General features: G+C 71.9%; 20 protein-coding genes. 13 read left to right on the forward strand and 7 right to left on the reverse strand.

All coding sequences use genetic code 11. The features are described from left to right. From Z052_RS11945 to Z052_RS11955, 3 genes are all read left to right on the forward strand, one after another. Positions 1-766, forward strand: a 766-nt coding sequence (locus tag Z052_RS11945) for a rhomboid family intramembrane serine protease (RefSeq protein ID WP_099289054.1), incomplete at its 5' end; no start/stop codon positions are given. After that, positions 766-1,629 (forward strand): endonuclease V, encoded by an 864-nt coding sequence (locus tag Z052_RS11950; RefSeq protein WP_049932480.1) that lies wholly within the window; start codon positions 766-768, stop codon positions 1,627-1,629. The genes Z052_RS11945 and Z052_RS11950, both read left to right, overlap by 1 nt. A gap of 85 nt (positions 1,630-1,714) precedes the next feature. Next, entirely contained in the window at positions 1,715-1,987 is a 273-nt protein-coding gene (locus tag Z052_RS11955; RefSeq protein ID WP_004596496.1) for a hypothetical protein, read from the forward strand. An 18-nt stretch (positions 1,988-2,005) separates the two neighbouring features. Here Z052_RS11955 and Z052_RS11960 read toward each other — a convergent pair whose 3' ends face one another. Further along, positions 2,006-3,316 carry a rhodanese-like domain-containing protein gene (locus Z052_RS11960; RefSeq protein WP_094519379.1) on the reverse strand — a complete coding sequence of 437 codons (1,311 nt, stop codon included), beginning with the start codon at positions 3,314-3,316 and terminating at the stop codon, positions 2,006-2,008. A gap of 111 nt (positions 3,317-3,427) precedes the next feature. On the opposite strand from Z052_RS11960, the gene Z052_RS11965 reads away from it, so the two are divergent. From Z052_RS11965 to Z052_RS11990, 6 genes are all read left to right on the forward strand, one after another. After that, complete coding sequence (locus Z052_RS11965) at positions 3,428-4,195, forward strand: AAA family ATPase (RefSeq protein ID WP_089307936.1); 768 nt, start codon at positions 3,428-3,430, stop codon at positions 4,193-4,195. Then, the gene (locus Z052_RS11970; protein WP_049932476.1) at positions 4,192-4,851 is read left to right on the forward strand and encodes a hypothetical protein; all 660 of its coding nucleotides are present in this window, start codon (positions 4,192-4,194) and stop codon (positions 4,849-4,851) included. Before Z052_RS11965 ends, Z052_RS11970 begins: the two co-directional genes overlap by 4 nt. Before the next feature lie 132 nt (positions 4,852-4,983). After that, entirely contained in the window at positions 4,984-5,613 is a 630-nt protein-coding gene (locus tag Z052_RS11975; RefSeq protein WP_094519380.1) for a hypothetical protein, read from the forward strand. A 373-nt stretch (positions 5,614-5,986) separates the two neighbouring features. Continuing rightward, the gene (gene ppsA / locus Z052_RS11980) at positions 5,987-8,308 is read left to right on the forward strand and encodes a phosphoenolpyruvate synthase (protein WP_086216187.1); all 2,322 of its coding nucleotides are present in this window, start codon (positions 5,987-5,989) and stop codon (positions 8,306-8,308) included. A 76-nt stretch (positions 8,309-8,384) separates the two neighbouring features. Beyond that, entirely contained in the window at positions 8,385-9,467 is a 1,083-nt protein-coding gene (mfnA, locus tag Z052_RS11985; protein WP_089307937.1) for a tyrosine decarboxylase MfnA, read from the forward strand. A gap of 110 nt (positions 9,468-9,577) precedes the next feature. After that, positions 9,578-10,213, forward strand: a complete 636-nt coding sequence (locus Z052_RS11990) for a halocyanin domain-containing protein (RefSeq protein ID WP_049932469.1) — start codon at positions 9,578-9,580, stop codon at positions 10,211-10,213. Positions 10,214-10,311: 98 nt separating this feature from the next. Here Z052_RS11990 and Z052_RS11995 read toward each other — a convergent pair whose 3' ends face one another. Next, positions 10,312-11,361 carry a glycosyltransferase gene (locus Z052_RS11995; RefSeq protein WP_094519381.1) on the reverse strand — a complete coding sequence of 350 codons (1,050 nt, stop codon included), beginning with the start codon at positions 11,359-11,361 and terminating at the stop codon, positions 10,312-10,314. A gap of 116 nt (positions 11,362-11,477) precedes the next feature. Between Z052_RS11995 and Z052_RS12000 the strand changes: the two genes are divergently transcribed. From Z052_RS12000 to Z052_RS12010, 4 genes are all read left to right on the forward strand, one after another. Then, positions 11,478-13,283 (forward strand): S9 family peptidase, encoded by a 1,806-nt coding sequence (locus tag Z052_RS12000; RefSeq protein ID WP_094519382.1) that lies wholly within the window; start codon positions 11,478-11,480, stop codon positions 13,281-13,283. Between the two features lie 406 nt (positions 13,284-13,689). Continuing rightward, entirely contained in the window at positions 13,690-13,812 is a 123-nt protein-coding gene (locus tag Z052_RS21245; protein WP_254921814.1) for a hypothetical protein, read from the forward strand. A gap of 89 nt (positions 13,813-13,901) precedes the next feature. Continuing rightward, positions 13,902-14,141 (forward strand): hypothetical protein, encoded by a 240-nt coding sequence (locus Z052_RS12005; protein WP_049932464.1) that lies wholly within the window; start codon positions 13,902-13,904, stop codon positions 14,139-14,141. 133 nt (positions 14,142-14,274) lie between these two features. Beyond that, positions 14,275-15,678, forward strand: a complete 1,404-nt coding sequence (locus tag Z052_RS12010) for a PAS domain-containing sensor histidine kinase (RefSeq protein WP_176454912.1) — start codon at positions 14,275-14,277, stop codon at positions 15,676-15,678. Between the two features lie 10 nt (positions 15,679-15,688). On the opposite strand, the gene Z052_RS12015 is transcribed toward Z052_RS12010, so the two are convergent. From Z052_RS12015 to Z052_RS12035, 5 genes are all read right to left on the reverse strand, one after another. Beyond that, on the reverse strand, positions 15,689-16,474 hold the full coding sequence (locus Z052_RS12015; protein ID WP_094495235.1) for an aldo/keto reductase: 786 nt from the start codon (positions 16,472-16,474) through the stop codon (positions 15,689-15,691). A 117-nt stretch (positions 16,475-16,591) separates the two neighbouring features. Then, complete coding sequence (locus tag Z052_RS12020) at positions 16,592-19,174, reverse strand: cation-translocating P-type ATPase (protein WP_086216963.1); 2,583 nt, start codon at positions 19,172-19,174, stop codon at positions 16,592-16,594. Position 19,175: 1 nt separating this feature from the next. After that, positions 19,176-20,009, reverse strand: coding sequence for a sulfite exporter TauE/SafE family protein (locus Z052_RS12025; RefSeq protein ID WP_049932459.1), 834 nt, complete (start codon positions 20,007-20,009; stop codon positions 19,176-19,178). A gap of 69 nt (positions 20,010-20,078) precedes the next feature. After that, entirely contained in the window at positions 20,079-20,504 is a 426-nt protein-coding gene (locus Z052_RS12030; protein WP_094519383.1) for a plastocyanin/azurin family copper-binding protein, read from the reverse strand. A 58-nt stretch (positions 20,505-20,562) separates the two neighbouring features. Next, positions 20,563-21,375 carry a helix-turn-helix domain-containing protein gene (locus tag Z052_RS12035; RefSeq protein WP_089307941.1) on the reverse strand — a complete coding sequence of 271 codons (813 nt, stop codon included), beginning with the start codon at positions 21,373-21,375 and terminating at the stop codon, positions 20,563-20,565. Between the last annotated feature and the right edge of the window lie 123 nt (positions 21,376-21,498).

Raw genomic sequence — 21,498 nt, forward strand, 5'->3', positions numbered from 1 at the left:
GGGCGGCGGGGGCGGAGTCGTCGACCGCATCAAGCGTCGGGTCGACCGCGAGACCGGCACCGGCGGGTTCGTGAGCTTCTTCCGCAACAACGCGACGTACGCGATCCTGCTGGCGATGTGGGTCACGTTTGTCGCGCAGTGGGTCGCGCTGTTCGTCGGCGGCCAATCGCTCCACAACACCCTGTTCGTGCTCCAGTCGGAGGCGGTCACGAACGTCTGGACGTGGGTGACTTCGGTGTTCTCGCACGCCCCGGGACAGCTGTTCCACATCATCGGCAACAGCGTGGTCATCCTGTTCTTCGGCCCCCTCGTCGAGCGCGCCGTCGGGTCGAAGCGGTTCGCGGCGTTCTTCTTCGGGGCGGGGATCGCCGCGGGGCTCGGCCACGTCCTCTTCGCGATCGCGACGAACGCCCCGCCGACGGGGGTCCTCGGCGCCAGCGGCGCCGGCTTCGCGATCCTCGGCGTCCTCACCGTCTGGCGGCCGAACATGCAGGTCCTCCTCTTTTTCGTCATCCCGATGAAGATCAAGTACCTCACGTGGGGGATCGCGGTCGTCTCCGCGCTGCTCGTGGTCACGAGCGGCACGGGCGGCGTGGGCGGCATCGCGCACCTCGCGCACCTGATCGGGTTCGCCATCGGGCTCGCGTTCGGCAAGCGCAACGAGGGGCTCGCCCGCTCCGCGGGCGGCATGGGCGGCGTCTCGATGGGCGGCGCCCGCGGTCCCGGGGGTCCGGGAGGCCCCGGCGGTCCGGGCGGACGCTTCTAATGGACCTCGCGCGGCCCGATCTCCGTCCCGACCCGTCGCTGTCGCGGCAGGAGATGGAGTCGCTCCAGCGCGAGATCGCGGCGGCCGCGGCGTTCGACGACGACCACGCGCTCGACCCGGCCGCCGTCGCGGTCGAGTCGGCCGCCTCGCTCGCCGACGGCCTCCCGCCGGCTCGCCCGGACGCGGTCGCGAACGAGACGCTCCCCGGTACCGGCGGCGCGGTGGAGGAGTCCGGTGTGCCCACCGTCGTCGGCGTCGACCAAGCGTTCCGCACCGACCGCGCGGGCGACCGTCCCGACGCCGCCGTCTCCGCTGCGGTTGCGTTCCGCGACGGGACCGTGGTCGAGTACGCGAGCGCGACCACGCCGCTGTCGATCCCGTACATTCCGGGCCTGCTCGCGTTCCGGGAGGGCGAGCCGATACTGGCCGCGCTCGACGCGCTCGACGCCGAGGCCGATCTGCTGGTCTGCGACGGCTCCGGCCGGATCCACTTCCGGGAGGCGGGGCTCGCGACGCACGTCGGCGTCCTGTGCGACGTGCCGAGCGTCGGCGTCGCGAAGAGCCTCCTCTGCGGCGAACCCGACGAGCCGACGGCCGAGCGCCCCGCGGGCTGGCGGACGCCGATCCGCGCGGACGACGCGGTGACGACGGCCGAGCCGGGGACGGTGATCGGCCACGCGTTCCAGTCACGCCAGTACCCGAACAGCAGGCGGGTGAACCCCCTCTACGTCAGTCCCGGGCACCGCGTGTCCGCGGAGAGCGCCGTCGACCTCGTCGCGGCGCTGTGCGCGGGCTACAAGCTCCCCGAGCCGACGCGGCTCGCGGACGCGCACGCGGAGCGGGCGAAAGGCGACGCGGAGTGAGCGCGGAGGCCGTTTCGGACCGACACTGTGTCACCTGTTGCCACGGGCAGGCGGTTTTTAGACGGTCGCCCGCGAACGCAGAGACATGGGAGACGACGACGCCGAGAGTCCGATGTCCGCCGAGGAGTTCCGGTCGCTGACCGACGGGCTGGTACGACAGAGTTCGGGCGGCGGGACCACCGTCTACAAGAACGCCGCGGGGGTCGGCTGTCCGAACCCGGACTGCGACCGCGGCGTCTTCCAGACGCTGTTCGTCAGCGACCACGGCTGGCAGCAGATCGGCGCCACCCGCGACGGGATCGACCTCTGTCTCGTCAACACGGAGTCGAAGCGGCTCGTCTTCATCCACGACGAGTGAGCGGTCCGGCGCGACGCGTCAGTCGTCGTCCGCGGGGGAGCCGGCGTCCGGCTCGGCGGCGCAGCGGTTCGGACCGAGTTCGAGTTCGATCGCGGCGGTCTCGTCCGCCGGCGACTCGACCCCGCGGTTGGCCGCGATCACCGACTCGTAGTTCGGCGGCTTCTCCGGCAGCGTCCGCGTGATCCGTTCGACGAAGTCGTCCGCGTCGAGGCCGAGGACGTCGATCTCGCCGCGCGCGGCGCCGACCGTCGTGAAGACGGGCTCGCCGGGCTCGACCTCCCCGGTCGAGCCGTCGTTCGCGACGGCGAAGTGGCCCGGGCAGACGACGACGCCGTCCGGCTGCGCGAGCAGCGTCCCGTGGAGCGAGTCGTACAGCCGACGGGCCGCGCCCGCGGCACCCCCGTCCGAGACGCCTCCACCGTCCGCGCCGCCCTCGCCGCCGTCGTCCGCCGAGAACTGGAGCTCCGTCCGGCCGACGCTGTCGGTGAACAGCGTGTCGCCCGTGAGCACCGCCGCGTCGCCGACGAGGTAGCTCGCGCCGTCGTCGGTGTGCCCGGGCGTCGCGAGCGCCTTCAGGTCGACGCCGCCGGCGTCCAGCGTCTCGTTGCGTTCGATCGGCTCGAACTCGGAGGCCACGTCGCGGGCAGCGGCCGCGGCGGGCAGGTAGTACGGGACACCGAGGTCGTCAGCGAGCGCCCGGCCGCCCGAGAGGTGGTCCGCGTGAACGTGCGTGTCGACGGCGGCCGCGATCGACGCGCCGCGTTCGGCGGCCGCCTCGACCCACTCGTCGCCGTGTCTAGAGACGTCGATAGCGACGGCGACGCGGTCGGAGCCGTCCCGGGCGTCGGATCGGTCGGCAGGAACGTGATCCGCGTCGCCCGGCTCGCGACCGCCGACCACGAGGTAGCCCAGACACCCCTTCGCGCGGCGCTGGACCTGGACGAGGTCGAGCGGCGGGGCCGCGTCGGGCGGGTCGCCGAGCGGGACCTCGGTGCTGTCGTACACCGCGGACCAGCCGCGCATGCCGTCGGCGACGACGGTCACGTCCTCGTACCCCGCGGCGTCGAGCTCGGCGGCGAAGTCGTCGGAGGCCTTCCCCTTCGCGCACAGCGTGATTACGCTGTCGTCGGGCGAGAGCCCGGTCTCGCGTTCGAAGTCGTCGACGTCGAACTCGTGGAACGGCTTGTAGAAGTAGTGGACCGCGTCCGCCACGCGCCACCCCGCGAAGCTCTCCTCGGGTCGCGTGTCGACCACGGCGAACGAGCGCTCGCCGCGCCGTCGCTCGTCGATCCTGTCGCGGAACTCGTCGGCGGCTATCGTCTCGGCCATGGTGCTCCCATCGCGCCGCGGGATCAAAAGCGCTGCCGCCGACACGGCCGAGGAGCGAAGCGGGCGAGCGCGATGAAGAGGATTTATTCGGACCGCCGGGCGACCGGGCGTATGGTCGAGGCGTTCGCGGTCGCCAGCGGGAAGGGCGGCACGGGGAAGACGACGAGCACGCTCGCGCTCGGGATGGCGCTCGCGGCCGACCACGACGTGACCGTCGTGGACGCCGACACCGGCATGGCGAACCTCCTCTTTCACGCCGGGCTCGACGACGCGGCGGTTACCCTTCACGACCTCCTCGTCGAGGGCACCGCGACGGACGTGAACGAGGCGACCTACGAGCGGTTCGGACTCTCGGTCGTCCCCTGTGGCACCTCGCTCGCGGGCTTCGAGGCCGCGGAGCCGGAGCGGCTCCGCGACGTGGTGGCCGAGCTCGCGCGCGACACCGACGTGCTCCTGCTCGACTCGCCCGCCGCGCTGGGCTCGAAGTCCGCCGTGCTGCCGGTCGTCCTCGCGGACCGCGTCGTCGTCGTCGTCGAGCCGACGATCCCCGCGCTCTCTGACGGCCTGAAGGTCCAGGAGTACGCGCGCTCGTACGGCACGGAGACGGCCGGCGTCCTGTTCAACAAGGTCAGAGGCGGGGCCGACGACGTCGCCGCGCAGGCGGAGCGCCACTTCGGCGGCCCCGTCCTCGCGAACGTCCCCGAGAGCGACGCGGTCCGCGCGGCGCGCCGGGCCGGCGAGCCGCTGATCGCGCACGCGCCGGAGAGCGAGGCCGCCGCGCGCTACCGGCGGGCCGCCGACCGGCTCGACGTGCGCGACGGCGACGGCGACGCGGTCGCCGACCGGTTCCGCAGCGCGGTCGTGCCCGACACGCCATGAGCGGAAGCCCGGAGGGCGACGGGTCGGCGTCGCCGACCCTCACCGTCCCGCGGGGGACGCTCCTGCGCTCGCGGGTAGTCTCCGACGTGGGAACGACGCTGTCGCGCGCGCTCGACCGCGGGCTGACCGGCTACGCGACGCTCGTCCCGCAGGAGACGCTGCTGCTCTCGGGCAAGGCACGCGGCGTCCTCACCTTCGAGGACGGCGTGCCCGTGCTGGCGTACAACACGGTGACGGACAGCGGCGGGCCGGACGCGCTCGCGGAGCTCGCGGTCCCCGGCCCCTACCGCGTCGAGCTGTACGCCGTCGACCGGAGCGGACTGGCGGCGGCCCACGAGGAGGAGTCGCTGCGGGTCGCGCCCGACGCGGCCGCGACCGAGCTGGCCGACGACGCCGACCTCGCCGAGCGGACCCGCGACGCGGCGCCCGGAGAGCGACTGCGCGACGGCGACGACGAGGACGACGCCGTCGCCGCCTTCCTCGCGGACGACGACCGGATCGATGCGATCCGCGAGCAGGCGCGAGCCGAGGCCCGCGACCGCGCGGCCGAGTGGGGGCTCGACGACGCGCTCGACGGATCGGCCGAACCGGACGGGGACGACGCCGACGCGGCGGCCGGGGACGGTGCGGTGAGTGGGGGCGCGGTCGACCGCTGACCGAACGGTTATTCCGGCCCGGCCCGTCATGTCAGTATCACGGTCCTCCGACTGCTGCGGCTGACGACGACCGCCGACTTCGCGAGCTGGTACGCCGCCGGCCGCGCGTACACAGCCGGCGTCGCCGAGGGAATGGGCTTTTCGGGCGTCGACAGCCTCAACGGCGACCGAGTCGAGCGCCGCCTCCGGACGGCCCCCGACGAACTGACGCCGGACGAGGCCCGGTCGGTCGCGGCGACGCTGCTCGCGGACGGGGCGTTCTCGGAGCCGTACTGCGAGTGGCTGCCGACGTGGTACGAGCTCGCGCTCATCGCGCCGGTGCGGTACTGCGACTGGCGGCTGCGCCGAGTCGCCGGCGCGGTCGCCGACCGGGCGTCCGTGACCGCGACCGCGCCGCGGTTCTCGCGGCCGGCCGACGTGCGGATCGACGGCGCGCCGGCGCTGTCGCGGGCCTCCGGCTTCCGCGGGCGGTTCCTGCTCGCCGACTCGCTGCTCCACTTAGAGTGGTTCGTCCACGTCGCGGCCGCGGACGGCATCGACGTGCCCGCCGACCTTATCGCGCGGACCCGCGAGGAGTCGCTGTCGTACTACGGCGGCGATCGGGACCACCTCTCGCCGGACGTGCGTCGGTTCCAGCGGCACCTGTTCGCCGACGACCGCTGGGTCCGGCGCGTCGACGAGGCGTACGACCTCGACAGCGCCCTGTTCGGGCTCTGGGAGCGACTGCTGCGCGACGAGCGTCGGCGGCTCGACGAGAGCTGACGACGCGAACTCCGAGCCGAGGACAGTCGTCCGGAATGCTGTTACAGCCCCTGTAACTCGTTACGGGATCCGAACGCGGAACGGGAGGTAAGTATAGGCCGATTCATCGATTACGAGGTTGTACGAACCGGTATCCGGTTCGCTGTCCCCGACGCTCCGGCCCTCGTTTTGACGGACGATCGGTGTTCAGTCGTCGACGAACTGTTTCCGGTCGGGCTACCGCACGGTGCCCGTCGCTCGTTCGCGGGTTCGCGTCCGGGACGATCCCCCATGCTGCGCCGTCGGAGACAACTCGGTCCCGAGTTGTGTTTTATTCACCGTTTCTCATGCCGGAAGCTTCATAGGTCGCCTCGCGGATCCTCCGGGTACACGAATGGCAGTACTCTTGCTGGAGGACGTCGACGCCGACGACGTCGGGACCGTCGGCGGGAAGGCCGCGTCGCTCGGCGAACTCATCGGTGCGGGGCTCCCGGTGCCGCCGGGGTTCGCCGTCACCGCGGGCACGTATCGAACGTTCATCGAGGAGGCCGGGATCGACGACGAGCTGTTCGACGCGGTCGACGTGGACCCGGAGGACTCCGCCGCCCTCCGCGAGGCCGAGGCGACCGCCGAGCGGCTGATCCTCGACACCCCGTTCCCCGAGGAGGTCCGCGAGGAGATACTGGAGCAGTACCGGGCGATGGGCGAGGACGGCGAGGAGGCGTTCGTCGCGGTCCGCTCGTCCGCGACCGCCGAGGACCTCCCCGACTCCTCGTTCGCCGGCCAGCAGGAGACGTTCCTCAACGTCCGCGAGGACGACCTCCTCCGGCGCGTCAAGGAGTGCTGGGCCTCGCTTTTCACCCAGCGCGCGATCTATTACCGGCAGCAGCGCGGGTTCCCGCACGCGGACGTCGACATCGCGGTCGTCGTCCAGCGGATGGTCGACGCCGAGAAGTCCGGCGTGATGTTCACCAGCCACCCCTCGACGGGCGACCCGCAGGTCACCATCGAGGCGGCGTGGGGGCTCGGCGAGGCGGTCGTCTCCGGAACCGTCTCGCCCGACAACTACGTGTACGACCGCGAGCGCGGCGCGGTCGACGAGGTCACCGTCGCGGACAAGAAGGTCGAGATGGTGAAAGACCCCGACACCGGCGAGACGGTCCAGCTCGACGTCGACGAGGACCGGCGGAGCGAGCGGGTCCTCTCGGACGGGGAGATCGGCGACCTCGTCGAGCTCGGCGAGCGCGTGGAGGACCACTACGGCGCCCCGCAGGACGTCGAGTGGGCGATCTACGGCGGCGAGATATACATGCTCCAGTCGCGCCCGATCACGACGATCCGAGAGGACGCCGGCGACGAGGGCGGAGCGAGCGGCGCCGACGCGGCGGCCGCCGACGGCGAGGGCGCGACGACTGCGCGGGGCGGCGACGACGACGCGGACGTGCTCGTCGACGGGCTCGGCGCCAGCCCGGGCGTGGTCTCCGGGGCCGTCCGGCTCGTCCACAAGCTCGACCACCTCGATCAGGTACAGGAGGGGGACGTGATGGTGACGGAGATGACGATGCCCGACATGGTGCCGGCGATGAAGCGCGCCGCCGGCATCGTCACCGACGAGGGAGGGATGACGAGCCACGCCGCGATCATCTCCCGCGAGCTCGGCGTCCCCGCGGTCGTCGGGACGGGCAACGGGACCCGCGTCCTCGAAGACGGCCAACAGGTCACGCTCGACGGTGACAAGGGGACGCTCCGGGCCGGCGAGGACGAGTCGGCCGAGCCGGGCGAGGAGTTCGAGCCGGTCGAGGCCGCGCGCCCCGAGACCCCCGTCAAGCCGATGACGGCGACGGAGGTGAAGGTGAACGTCTCGATCCCGGAGGCGGCCGAGCGCGCGGCGGCGACGGGCGCCGACGGCGTCGGCCTGCTCCGGATCGAACATATGGTGCTGTCGCTCGGGAAGACGCCCGAGACGTACATCGCCGACCACGGCGCCCGCGCCTATCAGGACGAGCTGATCGAGGGCGTCCGGCGCGTCGCCGACGAGTTCTACCCGCGACCGGTCCGCGTCCGGACCATCGACGCGCCGACCGACGAGTTCCGCGAGCTGGAGGGCGGCGAGGGCGAGCCGGCCGAGCACAACCCGATGCTCGGCTGGCGCGGGATCCGCCGGAGCCTCGACAAGCCCGAGCCGTTCCGGCAGGAGCTGGCCGCGTTCGCGCGCCTCTACGACATGGGGTACGACAATTTGGAGGTGATGTTCCCCCTGGTCAACGACGCCGCCGACGTGGAGGGGATCGCGCGGCACATGCGCGAGGCCGGGATCGACCCCGAGACGCACCGCTGGGGCGTGATGATCGAGACGCCCGCCAGCGCGCTCCAGATCGAGGAGCTCGCCGAGGCGGGCATCGACTTCGCCTCCTTCGGGACCAACGACCTCACGCAGTACACGCTCGCGGTCGACCGCAACAACGAGCACGTCGCCGACCGGTTCGACGAGCTCCACCCCGCCGTGTTGCGGCTCATCGGCGACACCATCGAGACGTGCCGCGAGCTCGGCGTCGACACGAGCATCTGCGGGCAGGCCGGCTCGAAGCCCGAGATGGTCGAGTTCCTCGTCGAGAAGGGGGTCTCCTCGATCTCGGCGAACATCGACGCGGTCCGCGACGTCCAACACGAGGTGAAGCGGACCGAACAGCGTCTCCTACTCGATTCGGTCCGCTGAGTCCGCTCGCGGTGCGTTTCTCTCCCGGCGCCGAGAGCGGAACGGGTAAGAGCCGCCCCACGTAACAGGGTGGCAGATGCGACAGCCGGAACCGGAGCCGCAGTCGTTCGACCGGGTGCTCTCCTCGATGTGTACCGAGCCGCACCCGGACGCCCGCGCGGCCGCCGAGCGATTCCTCGCGACGAACCCCGGCGACCCCGCGACGTACGAGTCGGTGGCGGAGCTGGAGGCCCGGGCGGTCGAGGGGCTCGCGACGCTCGCGGCCCACTCGGCCCCCGCCGACGCCGCGGGGTACGTCACCTCCGGCGGCACCGAGGCGAACGTCCAGGCGGTGCGGTCGGCGCGGAACCGACACGGCGGGAGCGACGGGAACGAGGTCAACGTCGTCGCGCCGGCGAGCGCGCACTTCTCGTTCACGAAGGCCGCGGAGGTGCTCGGGGTCGAGCTGCGGACGGTCCCCCTCGACGACGACTTCCGGGCCGACGTCGACGCCGTCGCGGCCGCGGTCAACGACGGGACCGCACTCGTCGTCGGCGTCGCCGGCAGCACGGAGTACGGGCGGGTCGACCCGATCCCCGAGCTGGCGGCGATCGCCGAGGAAGTCGGGGCGCGGTTCCACGTCGACGCCGCGTGGGGCGGGTTCGTCCTCCCGTTCACCGACCACGCGTGGGCGTTCGCCGACGCCGCGGTCGACACGCTGACGATCGACCCCCACAAGTACGGGCAAGCCCCGGTGCCGGCGGGCGGCCTGCTGGCGCGCGAGGACGCCGCGCTCGACGCGCTCGCGGTCGACACCCCCTACCTGGAGTCCCGGTCGCAGGCGACGCTGACCGGGACCCGGAGCGGCGCGGGCGTCGCGGGCGCCGTCGCGGCGATGGACGCGCTGTGGCCCGACGGATACCGCGAGGCGGCCGAACGCGCGGCCGACAACGCCGACTGGCTCGCCGACGAGCTCGCGGATCGCGGCTACCGCGTCGTCGAGCCGGAGCTCCCGCTCGTCGCGGCCGACGTGCCCGAGTCGGAGTTCGAGTCGCTCCGCGACGCCGGCTGGAAGGTGTCGCGGACCGGCGCCGGCGAACTCCGCGTCGTGTGTATGCCGCACGTGACGCGCTCGGCGCTCCGGGCCTTCGTCGACGACCTCGACCGGATCCGGCGGTAGATTTCGCTGTGATTTCCGGCCGCCGAGGCGGCGATTTCTTATAAGTAGAGCGGGGTCGACGCCGCGTTCGGATCAACATATTCACTACGGGTCACCACGAACCGCCTCGTATGAGTTCGGACGACGTCTCTCGGCGCGCGTTCATGCGGACGGCCGGCGGTGCGGCGGCCGCCGCCGGCGCGGCGACGGCGACGGCGGGGACGGCGGCGGCACAGGAAGTGGAGCCCGACTGGCCCAGCGCGACCGAAGGGAACGTCGGGTCGTACACCGACGCCCGCGGTCAGGACTCGGTGACCATCTCGGTCGGGGCGGGCGACCAAGGCCTCGCGTTCGACCCGACACTCGTGTGGGTCGACGAGGGGACGACGATCACCTGGGAGTGGACGGGCGCCGGCGGCTCCCACAACGTCCAGACGGTCGAGGGCGGCGGCCCGGCCAGCCTCGACAGCGGCGACCCCGTCGGCGAGGAGGGAGCGACGTACGAGTACGAGACGTCGAGCGAGGACGCCGGGATCACCCACTACCACTGCGTGCCCCACACCGCGGTCGGCATGCACGCCGGCCTCGCCGTCGGCGAGGACATCCCCACCGTCGAGGTCGGCGGCGGCGGGTCGAACGCGGTGTTCGTCCCGGACGCCGCCCGCGCGCTCGGCATCGCGACGTTCATCGCGATGGTGAGCACGCTGGGGCTGGCGTTCGTCTTCATGAAGTACGGCGGCACGATCACCGGGCAGGACCAGGCGTAGCGGGCGGTCGCTCCCCTCTCGCCGTCCGTCGCGCCGGTCCGCGGTCCTCCCGACAGTTCGCGGTTCTTCCTCCGTTCGTGGGTCACCCCGCAGTCCCGTCACTCCCCGTCGACGAGCTCCTCGTACAGCGCGACGTACCGGTCGATAACCGCCTCGCGGTCGAACGACGCGAACTCGCGGTCGACCGCACGGCGTTCGAGGTCGCCGACCGCGACGAACTCGTCGGCCAGCTCCGCCGGGCTCGTGACGAGTCGCCCGCGCTCGCGCCCCTCGACGAGCTCGTGGGCGCTGGAGTCGGCCTGGTACTCCACGAGGGCGACGCAGCCGCACGCGACCGCCCACAGCAGGTCGGTCGCGAACGTCTCCCACGTGGCGGTGGCGACCGCGACGTGCGTCCCCTTGAGTATCGGGAGCCGCTCGTCGAGCGGCAGGTCGCCGAGGAACTCGACCCGGTCGGCGATCCGGAGGTTGCTGGCGGTCGCCTCGATCCGGCCGCGCTCGGGGCCGTCGCCGATCACCGCCGCGGTCCAGTCGCGGCCGCGCAGCTCGGCGAGCCCGAGCAGGAACGTCTCGACGTTGGCGTGGCGGTCGAGTCGCCGGGCGTACACCGCGTCGAAGCGGTCGTCGACGCCGGCGGACTCGACCGCGTCGAAGTCGATGCTCTCGGGGAGCACGCGCACGTCGTCGCCGTCCGCCCCGTGCTCGCGGACGCGGGTCTTCGTGGTCCGCGAGGGGGTCGAGACCGCGTCCGCGCGGCGGGCGAGCGGCCGGTACCACCGGCGGGCGTCGGCGGGGTGGTCGCGCCACCAGTCGACGACGACCGGGACCCGCGAGAGCGACCCCGCGACCGTGGCGGCGAGCGCCGGCGTCGGCGGGCTGTTGACCGCGTGGACCACGTCGGCTCCCGCGCGCCGGACCGCGGCCGGGAGCCGCGCGGCGAACGGGATCGGCGCGGGCTCGACGGTGACCGCCCGGAACTCGATCCCGTCGTCCTCGAAGGCGTCGTGGTCGCCGCCCCACCACTGTGCGCAGAGCCAGACCACGTCGTGGCCGCGGTCGGCGAGCGCGCGGGCGGTCCGCAGGGTCCGCGTTCGCGCCGGGGTCTCCCCGTGTCCGGGGGCGAAGAGCGAGGCGAACGCGACGCGCATACGCCGACCGCACGGGGGGAGTCGGTAAAAAGACACGGCATCTCGAGGAGTCGCGGGACCGCGGCGAGGGTTCCGTCACCCGAAACGGTTTCACGGCAGGCGCGGAACCGAGTGTCATGCGACAGTACGACATCGAACGCTACCTCAACGTGCGGAACGCGGGCGGCGCCGACCTCGGCCCCGACGGTCGGCTGTCGTTCCTCCTCGACACGACCGGCACGGGGCAGGTGTGGTCGGTCCGCGGGCCCGAGTCGTGGCCCGAGCAGCACACGTTCTTCGAGGAGTCAGTCTCCTTCGTCGACTCCTCGCCGGAGCGGTCCGAAGCGGTGTTCGGAATGGACGAGGGCGGCAACGAGCGCGCGCAGCTGTATCTGCTCAACTACGAGTCGGGGGGGATCACCGAGCTGACGGCCAAGCCGGAGGCGAAACACCGGTGGGGCGGCTGGGACTCGGCGGGCGACCGGTTCGCGTTCGCGTCGAACCGGCGCGACGAGGCCGTCTTCGACGTGTACGTTCAGGCCCGCGACGAGACCGGCGACGACGCGGGACTGGTCCACGAGGGGGACGGCTGGCTCTCCGTCGCCGGGTGGTCGCCGAGCGACGACCGGCTGATCGTCCACGAGGCGCACTCCTCGTTCGACCACGACGTGTACACCCTCGACCTCGCGAGCGGCGACCTGACCCACCACACGCCCCACGAGGGCGACGTGCGGTACGCCGGTCCGGAGTGGGGGCCCGACGGCGAGAGCGTGTACCTCGTCACCGACCGCGACACCGACACGCTCCGCCTGGAGCGGATCGACCTGGAGACCGACGAGTTCGCCGTCGTCGCCGACGGGGGCGAGTGGAACGTCGACGGCGTCGCGATAGACGAGTCCTCCCGCCGGGTGGTCTACTCCCGGAACGTCGACGGCTACACCGAACTCACGGCGGGCGAACTCGTCGCCCCCGACCGCATCGACGAGTTCCCGGAGCCGGACCTCCCGGACGGCGTCGCCGGCGGCGTGAGCTTCGGGCCCGACGGCGACCGGTTCGCCGTGACGACGACGGGGAGCACCCACAACGCGAACGTCCACGTCGTCGACGCGACGAGCGGCGAGGCGGAGCGGTGGACGCGCGCCTCGACCGCGGGGATCCCAGCGGACACGTTCGTCGAGCGCGAGCTGGTCCACTACCCGACGTTCGACGGCCGGGAGATCCCAGCGTTCTTCTCCGTGCCCGAGACGGAGCCGCCGGAGTCTGGGTACCCGGTCGTCGTCGACATCCACGGCGGGCCGGAGTCGCAGCGGCGGCCATCCTTCGCCTCTGTGACGCAGTACCTGCTGAACAACGGGTACGCGGTCCTCGAACCGAACGTCCGGGGCTCCTCGGGGTACGGGAAGGCGTACTCCGGGCTCGACGACGTGGAGAACCGGATGGACTCGGTGAAGGACGTCCGGGAGGGCGTCGGCTGGCTCCACGACCACCCCGAGGTCGACCCGGACCGCGTCGTCGCGATGGGCGGCTCTTACGGCGGGTTTATGGTGCTCGCGTCGCTGACCGAGTACCCGGAGCTGTGGGCCGCCGGGGTCGACATCGTCGGCATCGCGAACTTCGTGACGTTCTTGGAGAACACCGGGGAGTGGCGGCGGTCGCTGCGCGAGGCCGAGTACGGCTCGCTCGACGCGGACCGCGAGTTCCTCGAGTCCGTCTCCCCGATCAACAACATCGACCGGATCGCGGCCCCGCTGTTCGTCCTCCACGGCGAGAACGACCCGCGGGTGCCCGTCGGCGAGGCGGAGCAGATCGTCGAGGAGGCGCGCGAACAGGGCGTCCCGGTGCGGAAACTGATCTTCGAGGACGAGGGACACGGGTTCGCGAAGCTCGGCAACCGGATCGAGGCGTACCGCGGGATCGTCGACTTCCTCGCGGAACACGTCTGAAGGGTCGCCGCCCGGTCCCCGTGTCGCGCTCAGGACCGGCACGCCCGTCGCCGTGGCCGCCGGGGAGTCGGTGCGCCGTGGCCGCCGAATGCGGGTCCGGTGTGAAAGGGACGGCCGTCACCGTCGGTCGTCTCTCCGATTTTTCCAGAGCGGATACAGCTCTAAGAGCGCGATCAGTGAGATCGCCACACCCGCCACCAGCATCAGCGTGTCCGGGTTAATGTCACGCATGCTCGCAGTACGGTCCGCGGCCTCAAATCGTTTCGTGCGGTTCGCGGGAGGGTGGGCCGGCCGTCGGCGGTCCGAGCGACGGCGTCCGCTCGTGCGGAGTCGCCAGTGTTGACGGGGACGAGTCGCGTTCGCCGCTGATACCGAGATACATTAGCGTGGGGGCCGTACCGGACGTATGCTCCAAGATCCGGTCGACGCTGTGACAGACGACGAGCGCGTGTTCGCGGCGGTCATGATCGTGCTGTCGGTCCTGATCTTCGTGCTCGTGTTTCGGAGCGAGCGGTCGGGGTCATCGTGACGCCGCCGCCGACGACGTGAGACGAATACGGCCCGAAGTAGGGCTCACAGCAAGGAAACACATATGCCCGTCTGGGGCGTTAATCGTATGTGAGCGATACAACAGAAGAGACGGCGGCAGAAGTTGTCGAAGAGGTCGGTAGTGACGGACTCGGACCCGCAGTGTTCGCGTCCGTGGGGTCGGTGGCGCTCGCGCTGTACTTCTACTACGTGCGCGGCGACAAGCAGCGCGGGCAGTTCGTCGGTCTGTGGCCCGTGACGATACTCGGTCTCGCATCCTATTTCAAGCTGGAAGAGATTCGAGAGGCGCTCTCGGCGAGCGACGACTGAACGGGGTCCACTCGGACCGTCTGATCGCGTCCCGACACGCCGTGGTCCCTTCCGGTGGCGTAGTTCGTCCGTGACCGCCGGCGGACGCGAACGGCCGTGACGATTATACGCGTACGCGTGGGAGCATGAGGGAATGAACGGGTCCGAACCGCTCGGGCTGCTGCTCGATCAGGCCCAGGACAAGATCGCCCTGGTCGACGACGAAGGTCGGTTCACGTTCGTCAACGGGGCTTCAGAGCGGATTCTCGGCATCCCGCCGGCGGAGCTCGTGGGCGAGGTCGCCTTCGAGTACATACACCCGGACGACCGTGAGGCGGTCCGTGCGGCGTTCCAGCGAACGATCACCAGCGACGGGTTCGCCGAGGAGACCGTCGAGTACCGCCACCGCACTGCGGACGGGTCGTGGGTCTGGCTGGAGAGCCGGATGTCGAATCTCACCGACGACGAACTCGACGGGTACGTCGTCAGCTCGCGGGACGTGACCGACCGCGTCCGCGCCGAGCGGCAGCGCGCGGAGGCCACCTCCCACCTCAAAGAAATCGCGGCGGTCTCCGGCGACGTCCTCTGGATGTTCGACGCGGACTGGTCGGAGCTCCTCTTCGTGAACCCCGCGTACGAGGACATATACGGCACACCGACTGACGAGATCCGCGGCGACCCGGACAAGTTCCTCGACGCGGTCCATCCGGACGACCGGCCCGCGGTCGAGGAGGCGATGAAACTGCTCGCCGCGGGCGACTCCGTCGATATTGAGTACCGGGTGAACCCCGAAGAGAACTACAACCGGTGGGTGTGGGTCCAGGGCGAGCCGATAATCGAGGACGGCGAGGTCGTCCGCATCACGGGGTTCACCAAGGACGTCACCGACCGCCGCCGTCGGGAACGACAGCTCGTCGTGATGGACAACCTCCTGCGCCACAACCTCCGGAACGAACTCAACATCGTCCTCGGGACGGTCGAGGACCTCGAGGCCGACGTGCCGGAGGCGGCGGAACACACGGCGGTGATCCGACGGGTCGGCGAACGCCTCCTCCAGACCGCAGAGAAGGAACGGGAGGTCATCGATCTCATCACCGACCAGCGGGAGACCGATCGGATCGACCTCCGGAGCGTGGTCGAGGGGTGCGTCGAGACCGTCAGGGACCGATACCCCGAGGGGTCGATCACGGTCGACGGCCTCGACGCGGTCACCGTCGACGGGCGCTGCGAACTCCGGTCGGCGGTGACCGAACTCCTCGAGAACCCGTTTCAGCACAGCGACGACGGGAGGCCGACGGTGACGGTCCGACTGCGTCGGACCGACGACGGCGCCGAACTCGTGATCGAAGACGACCTCCCGGCGATACCGTCGGTCGAGGCCGACGTGCTCACCGGCGACCACGACATGACGCACGTCTACCACAGCAGCGGCCTCGGCTTCTGGGTCGTCTACTGGAGCGTGGAGCTGTCCAACGGGGACGTCGCGGTCGACTCCGATCCGGCCGGCCGCGAGCGCGGCAACCGGATCACGGTGTCGCTCCCGCGGGCGGCGAAGTGAGCCGGACGCCCTACCAGTCGGGCCCGAAGTCGGGGTTCAGCTGCCGGTCGGTCCGGCCGAGCGTGTCGATGGCCTCGACGTCCTCGTCGTCGAGTTCGAGGTCGAGGCTCGCGAGGTTGTCGCGGATGTGGTCGATCCCGGTCGCCTTCGGGATGGCGGTGACGCCGGACTCGCGCAGCCACGCGAGGCTCACCTGCGCCGCGCTGACGCCGTGCTTCTCGGCGATGTCGGCGATCGCCGGGTCGTCGAGGATCTCCCCGCGGGCGAGCGGCGAGTAGGCGACGAGTTCGATGCCGTTGGCGTCGGCGTAGTCGCGGAGCTCCTCCTGGCGGAGCAGCGGGTGCATCTCGACCTGGTTCGCGAACGGCGCCTCGCCGAGCGCGTCCGTCGCGGCGTCGAGGTGTTCGGGTTCGAAGTTCGAGACGCCGATGCGGTCGATCAGGCCGTCGTCGCGGAGCTCGGCGAACGCCGGCAGCGTCTCCTCGGGCTCGTACTCTCCGGCCGGCCAGTGGACGTACATGAGATCGACCGCGTCGACGCCGAGCTTGTCGAGGCTCTCGCGGGTCGACGAGGCGACGTCCGCGGGCGCGAGCTCGTCGATCCACACCTTCGACGCGAGGAAGATGTCGTCGCGGTCGACGTCGCTCTTCGCGATCCCGTCGCCGACGGCCGCCTCGTTGCCGTAGATCTGCGCGGTGTCGACGTGGCGGTAGCCGGCGTCGAGCGCGTTCGCGACCGACTCGGTACACTGGGCGGGGTCGTCGTTCTCCCACGTGCCGAGCCCGAAAACGGGCATTCCGTTCCGCGTCGGCGTCGCGGGCTGCTGCTGTTGGTCTGTCATCGCTCAGGTCTACTCGCGTGAGCCGAAAGTCGCTTGCGGTAGGGGCGGGCGCGGCCGCGTCACGGGCCGCCCTCAGTCGTCCGCGAGCAGCGCCCGCGAGGAGTTCGTCACCACGAGGAGGCTCGACGCCCCCATCGCGACGGCGGCGAAAAGGGGGTTCAGCAGTCCGGTCGCCGCGAGCGGGATGGCGACCGCGTTGTAGCAGAACGCCCAGCCGATGTTCCCCTTCACGCGCCGGCCGGCCGCCCGGGCGAGCTCGAAGACGGTCGCCACGGAGCCGAGCTCGTCGTCGACGATCGCCACGTCGGCGGCGTCGGCCGCCATCGCGGTGCCGCCGCCGAGCGCGACCCCGAGGTCGGCCGCCGCGAGCGCCGGCGCGTCGTTGGTGCCGTCGCCGACCATCACGGTGACGCCGCGCTCCTTCAGCCGCCCGACCGCCTCGGCCTTCCCCTCGGGCGGCACGCCGGCGAACACCGACGAGACGGCGGCGTGCTCGGCGAACACAGTCGCGGCGCGCTCGTCGTCGCCGGTGAGGACGATCACCTCGACGCCCGAGCGATCGAGCGCCGTCACCGTCTCCTCCCAGCCCTCGCGGAGCTCGTCGCCGACCACGAGGAACCCCTCCGCGGCGCCGTCGCGGCCGACCGCGACCGGGACGCGCCCCACGTCCCGCGCGTCGGCGACCGCCTCGCGGACCGCGTCGGGGACGGTCCACCCGCGCTCGTCGAACAGGTCCGGGTGGCCGACGACGACCTCGACCCCGTCGACGACGCCGGAGACGCCGCGGGCGTGGTCCTCGAAGGACTCGACCGCGGGCCCGCCCGCGTCGGCCGAGGGGTCCGGCCCCTCCGTCGAGGCGTCGACCGCCTCCGCGCCGCCGTCGGCGACGGCCGGCCCGGTGCCGTCGCCGGTCGCGCCGCCGGGCGCGGCGCCCTCGGTGCCGACCTCGGCTCGCGCCGCCGCGACGGCCTGCCCGACCGGGTGCGCGGAGCGCGATTCGAGCGCGGCAGCGAGCCGGAGCAGGTCGTCGTCGACCTCGCGGGCGATCGGCCGCATCTCGCCGGTGGTCAGCGTCCCGGTCTTGTCGAAGACCACCGTGTCCGCGTCGCGGATCCGCTCGAAGACGGTGTCGTCGAACACGACGATGTTGCGCTCCAGCGCGTCGCGGATGCCGGCGGCGACCGCGAGCGGCGTCGCCAGCCCGAGCGCGCACGGGCAGGAGACGATCAGCACCGTCAGCCCGACGAGCATCGCGTCGGTCGGTGCCCCGCCGAGCGCGAGCGACGCGCCCGCGGCGACGACCGCGATGCCGAGGACGGCGGGGACGAACACCGTCGCGAGCCGGTCGGCGAGCTTCTGGACGCCGTGGTTCCCGCTCTGGAGGTCGTACACCAGCTCCGCGACGCGGTCGAGGCTGGAGGTCGCGTCCGGGCCGACCGCGACCGTGAGCGACCCGTCGGCGACGACGGAGCCGCCGACGACCGCGTCGCCGGCGACCTTCCGGACCGGGAGCGACTCGCCGGTGACGACCGACTCGTCGACCGCGGCGTCGCCATCGACCGCCTCGCCGTCGACCGGGACCCGCTCGCCGGCGCGCACGAGGAGCCGGTCGCCCGGTTCGAGCGCGTCGACGGCGACCGACTCCGGCTCCCCGTCCGCGGTCAGCCGCCGGGCGTCGTCGACTTGGACGGCGGTGACCTCGGAGAGCAGTTCGGTCGCGCGGTCCTTCACCGAGTCCTCGTAGTGGTTGCCGACGGTGACGATGACGACGATGGCGACGGTCACGTCGTAGTATATCGAGGGCGACTCGACGAATATCACCGCGAGCGTGCTGTAGAGGTAGGCGCTCACTGCCGCGATGGCGACGAGGAGGTCCATGTTCGGCGAGCGCGTCTTCGCGCTGACGTACGCGCCCCGCAGGATCGGCTTCCCGGTGAAAAAGAGGACGATGGTGGTGAGGACGCCGATGACGATGAAGAAGTACGTTCCGGAGGTCGAGGCCATCGCCTGGTTGAGGTACTCCAGCGTGCGCTCGTTGTAGAACGGGAACGCGAAGTAGGTCGGGTAGATGAGGACGATGTACTGGAGCATGACCGCCATCCCGACGAGGACGCCCGCGGCGAGCCGCGCCGTCGCCATGTTCCGCGCCTGTCGGCGCGAGAAGGCGTCGTCGCGGTCGTACGCGCTGTATCCAAGCCCGCTCACGGTCTCGGTGAGGTCGTCGATGGTGACCGCGTCCGGGTCGTGGTCGATCCGCACCGTGTCGGTGACGTAGCTCGCGCTCGCGCCGCTGACGCCGTCGGCGTCGGTCGCGACCGTCTCGATGAACGCCTCGCAGGTCGCGCAGTGCATCCCGTCGACCTCCAGGAACGTCGCCTCGTGACCCTCGGGCACGTCGCGGTCGCCGGACCCGCCCTCGGCGTCGGGGTCGTCAGGCCCGCCCGCACCGTCGTCGCCGCGTTCCTGCCGCCGCTCGCGGACCGCGTCGGCGTCGACGTCGACGTCGCCGAGCGCGGCGTACACGTCGCGGCAGCCGGTACAACAGAAGCGGTTGCCCTCGCCGTCGGTGACGTCGACGCCCTCGGTCGGAAGCTCACAGAGGGTACACGCGGAGGGGTCGTCGCCCGCGTCCGGCGGTCGAGCGGCCCCGCTCATTTCACATGCCCCCCATGCCGGCGTCGAGCGGGTTCCAGAACGGGAGCCGCGGGTGCGGCACGTGGATCCCGACGGACATCAGCCCGTGAGCGAACAGCACGTAGCCGAGCGCGACGAACGCGACGCCGAGCAGCCGGTGGACCCGGCGGCGGTGGACGGGGTCGACGCTCTCGATCAGCGTCCCGTAGGCGAAGACGGCCGGGATCGTCCCGAGCCCGAGCGCGCCGAGCGCGACGCCGCCGGCGACCGCCGAGCCGCTGGCGAACGCGTAGAGGTACGCCGGGTAGAGGATCGGACAGGGTAACAGCCCGTGGACCGCGCCGAGCGCGACGATCCCCGGGCCGTTCGCGAGGCGGTCGACGTACCCGGTGAGCCACCCGGTGACGCGTTCGAGCCCGGGGAGGTGGACCCCGCCGGTCGCGCCGCCGAGGAGGTACCTGACGCCGACGAGGATGACGGCCGCGCCGACGAGGAGGCCGACCCCGCCGCGGACGGTTTCGGCGGCGCCGGTCAGGGTCGCGGTGGTGACGAACACCGCGCCGCCGAGCGCGCCCAGCAGCGTTCCGATTGTCGCGTAACTCGCCGCGCGTCCGAGGTTGAACAGCGTGTGCTGGCGGACCTCGTAGGTGGTGAGGTGCCCCTCGCGGCCGGTCGCCCTGTCCGCCGTGCGCGCGGCGCCCGCCCCGCCGCCGTCGGTCCGGCCGCCGTCGGCGTCCATCCGACTCGCGTAGACGGTGACGAGCGGGCCGCACATGCCGATACAGTGGGCGCCGCCGAGCAGCCCGATCGCGAGGAACAGCAGGACGTCGGTCCCGAGGAGCGGCGAGAGGTCCATCTCTCAGTCACCCCTCGTTCGTGACGCGGGCGGGAATGGATTTCGGCGGGGGGCGGGCGGGCTCACGGCTCACTCCTCGACGACGACGGTCCCGTACATGCCGCCCTCGCGGTGCGGGATACAGACGTACTCGTGGGCGCCGGGGACCGTGAAGGTGTGTTCGAAGCGGTCGCCGTTCCTCAGGATGCCGCCGAAGTCGGACTGCCACGCCGCCTTGGCGGTCTCGAAGTCGTCGAAGCCGCCGGAGGCGAAGAACTCCGCGCCGTCAGGCAGTCCGCCCTCGGTCGCGGTGACGGTGTGCGACCGCGCGCTCGTGTTCTCCCAGACGACGGTGTCGCCGACCGAGACCGTGATCTCTCGGGGCTGATACGCGGCGGCGAGCATCCCCACGTCGAAGTCGGGTTCGCCGCCGACGCCCGCGCATCCGGCGAGGCCAACCGCCGTCGCCGCGCTCCCGACGGCGCCGGCCCGTCGAAGGAACCGTCTCCGGTACATACCTCTCCTCGGGGCCAGAACGGTTTCAATACCGCGGTCGCCCTCGGCGCGCGGGAACCTACCCGCCGACGAGGTCCTCGAAGACGCGGCGCTGCGCGGCCGCGAGGTGTTCCGAGAACGTGGCGCGGGCGATGCCGATGGCGTCGGCCACCTCCGTCGCGCTCGCCTCGCGGGGGTGTTCGAAGTAGCCGAGGCGCTGAGCGGTACGGACCACCTCCCGCTGCCGGTCCGTGAGCCGCCCCCGGTCGACGACGACAGGGTCCGATCGACTGTCGGCCCCGCCGGAGCTGGTGAGCCGTTCGAGCCGCGCGGACTCGCCGGTCGCCTCCAGCGCGTCGATCACGTCGCCCAGCGGGTCGGCCGCGGGCAGCGACAGCCCGAGCCGGACGCGGTCGGGCGCCGTCCGGACCGTCACCGACGAGACCGGGTAGCCGAGCGACTCGACCGCGTCGGCGGGGAACTGCCCCGGCGCCCTGCTCCGGCAGCGGTAGACGAACTCGTCGCCGCCGTCGAAGACGAGCTCGGCGTCGACGGCGCGGTCGGCGCGGAACTGCGAGACCACCCCGTCGTCGACGCGGATGCGGTCGACGTCCTCCGCGACCGCGCCGGGCGGCAGCACCGCCGCCACCGGCGCCGGCGTCGGGTCGCGGACGACCACCTCGACGCGGACGCCGGCGGTGCCGGGTCTGCCGGCCGCCCGCGACCCGTCCGAACCGCTCCGGGCCGCCTCGGCGTCGGCGACGCCGCCGTCGCTCGCGGCGACCGGCGCTCCGCTCCCGACCGCGTCCGGAGCGCCGTCGGCTCCGGCGGTGCCGGAGGATCCGAAGCGATCGGCAGGACCGGAGTCAGACGACCGCGACCGCCGTCCCATATGTCGATCAAACGGTCGAAGTCGGAAAAAAAGCGAGCCGAACGAGTACGCGTCGCCGCCGCTCGTTGGAGCGCGTAATAAAGCCCCGTCGAGAGTTGGCGTCGACTGACGGGGACCGAGGCC

It is taken from the genome of Halorubrum sp. C191 (assembly GCF_002727095.1).
Lineage (GTDB): Archaea > Halobacteriota > Halobacteria > Halobacteriales > Haloferacaceae > Halorubrum > Halorubrum ezzemoulense.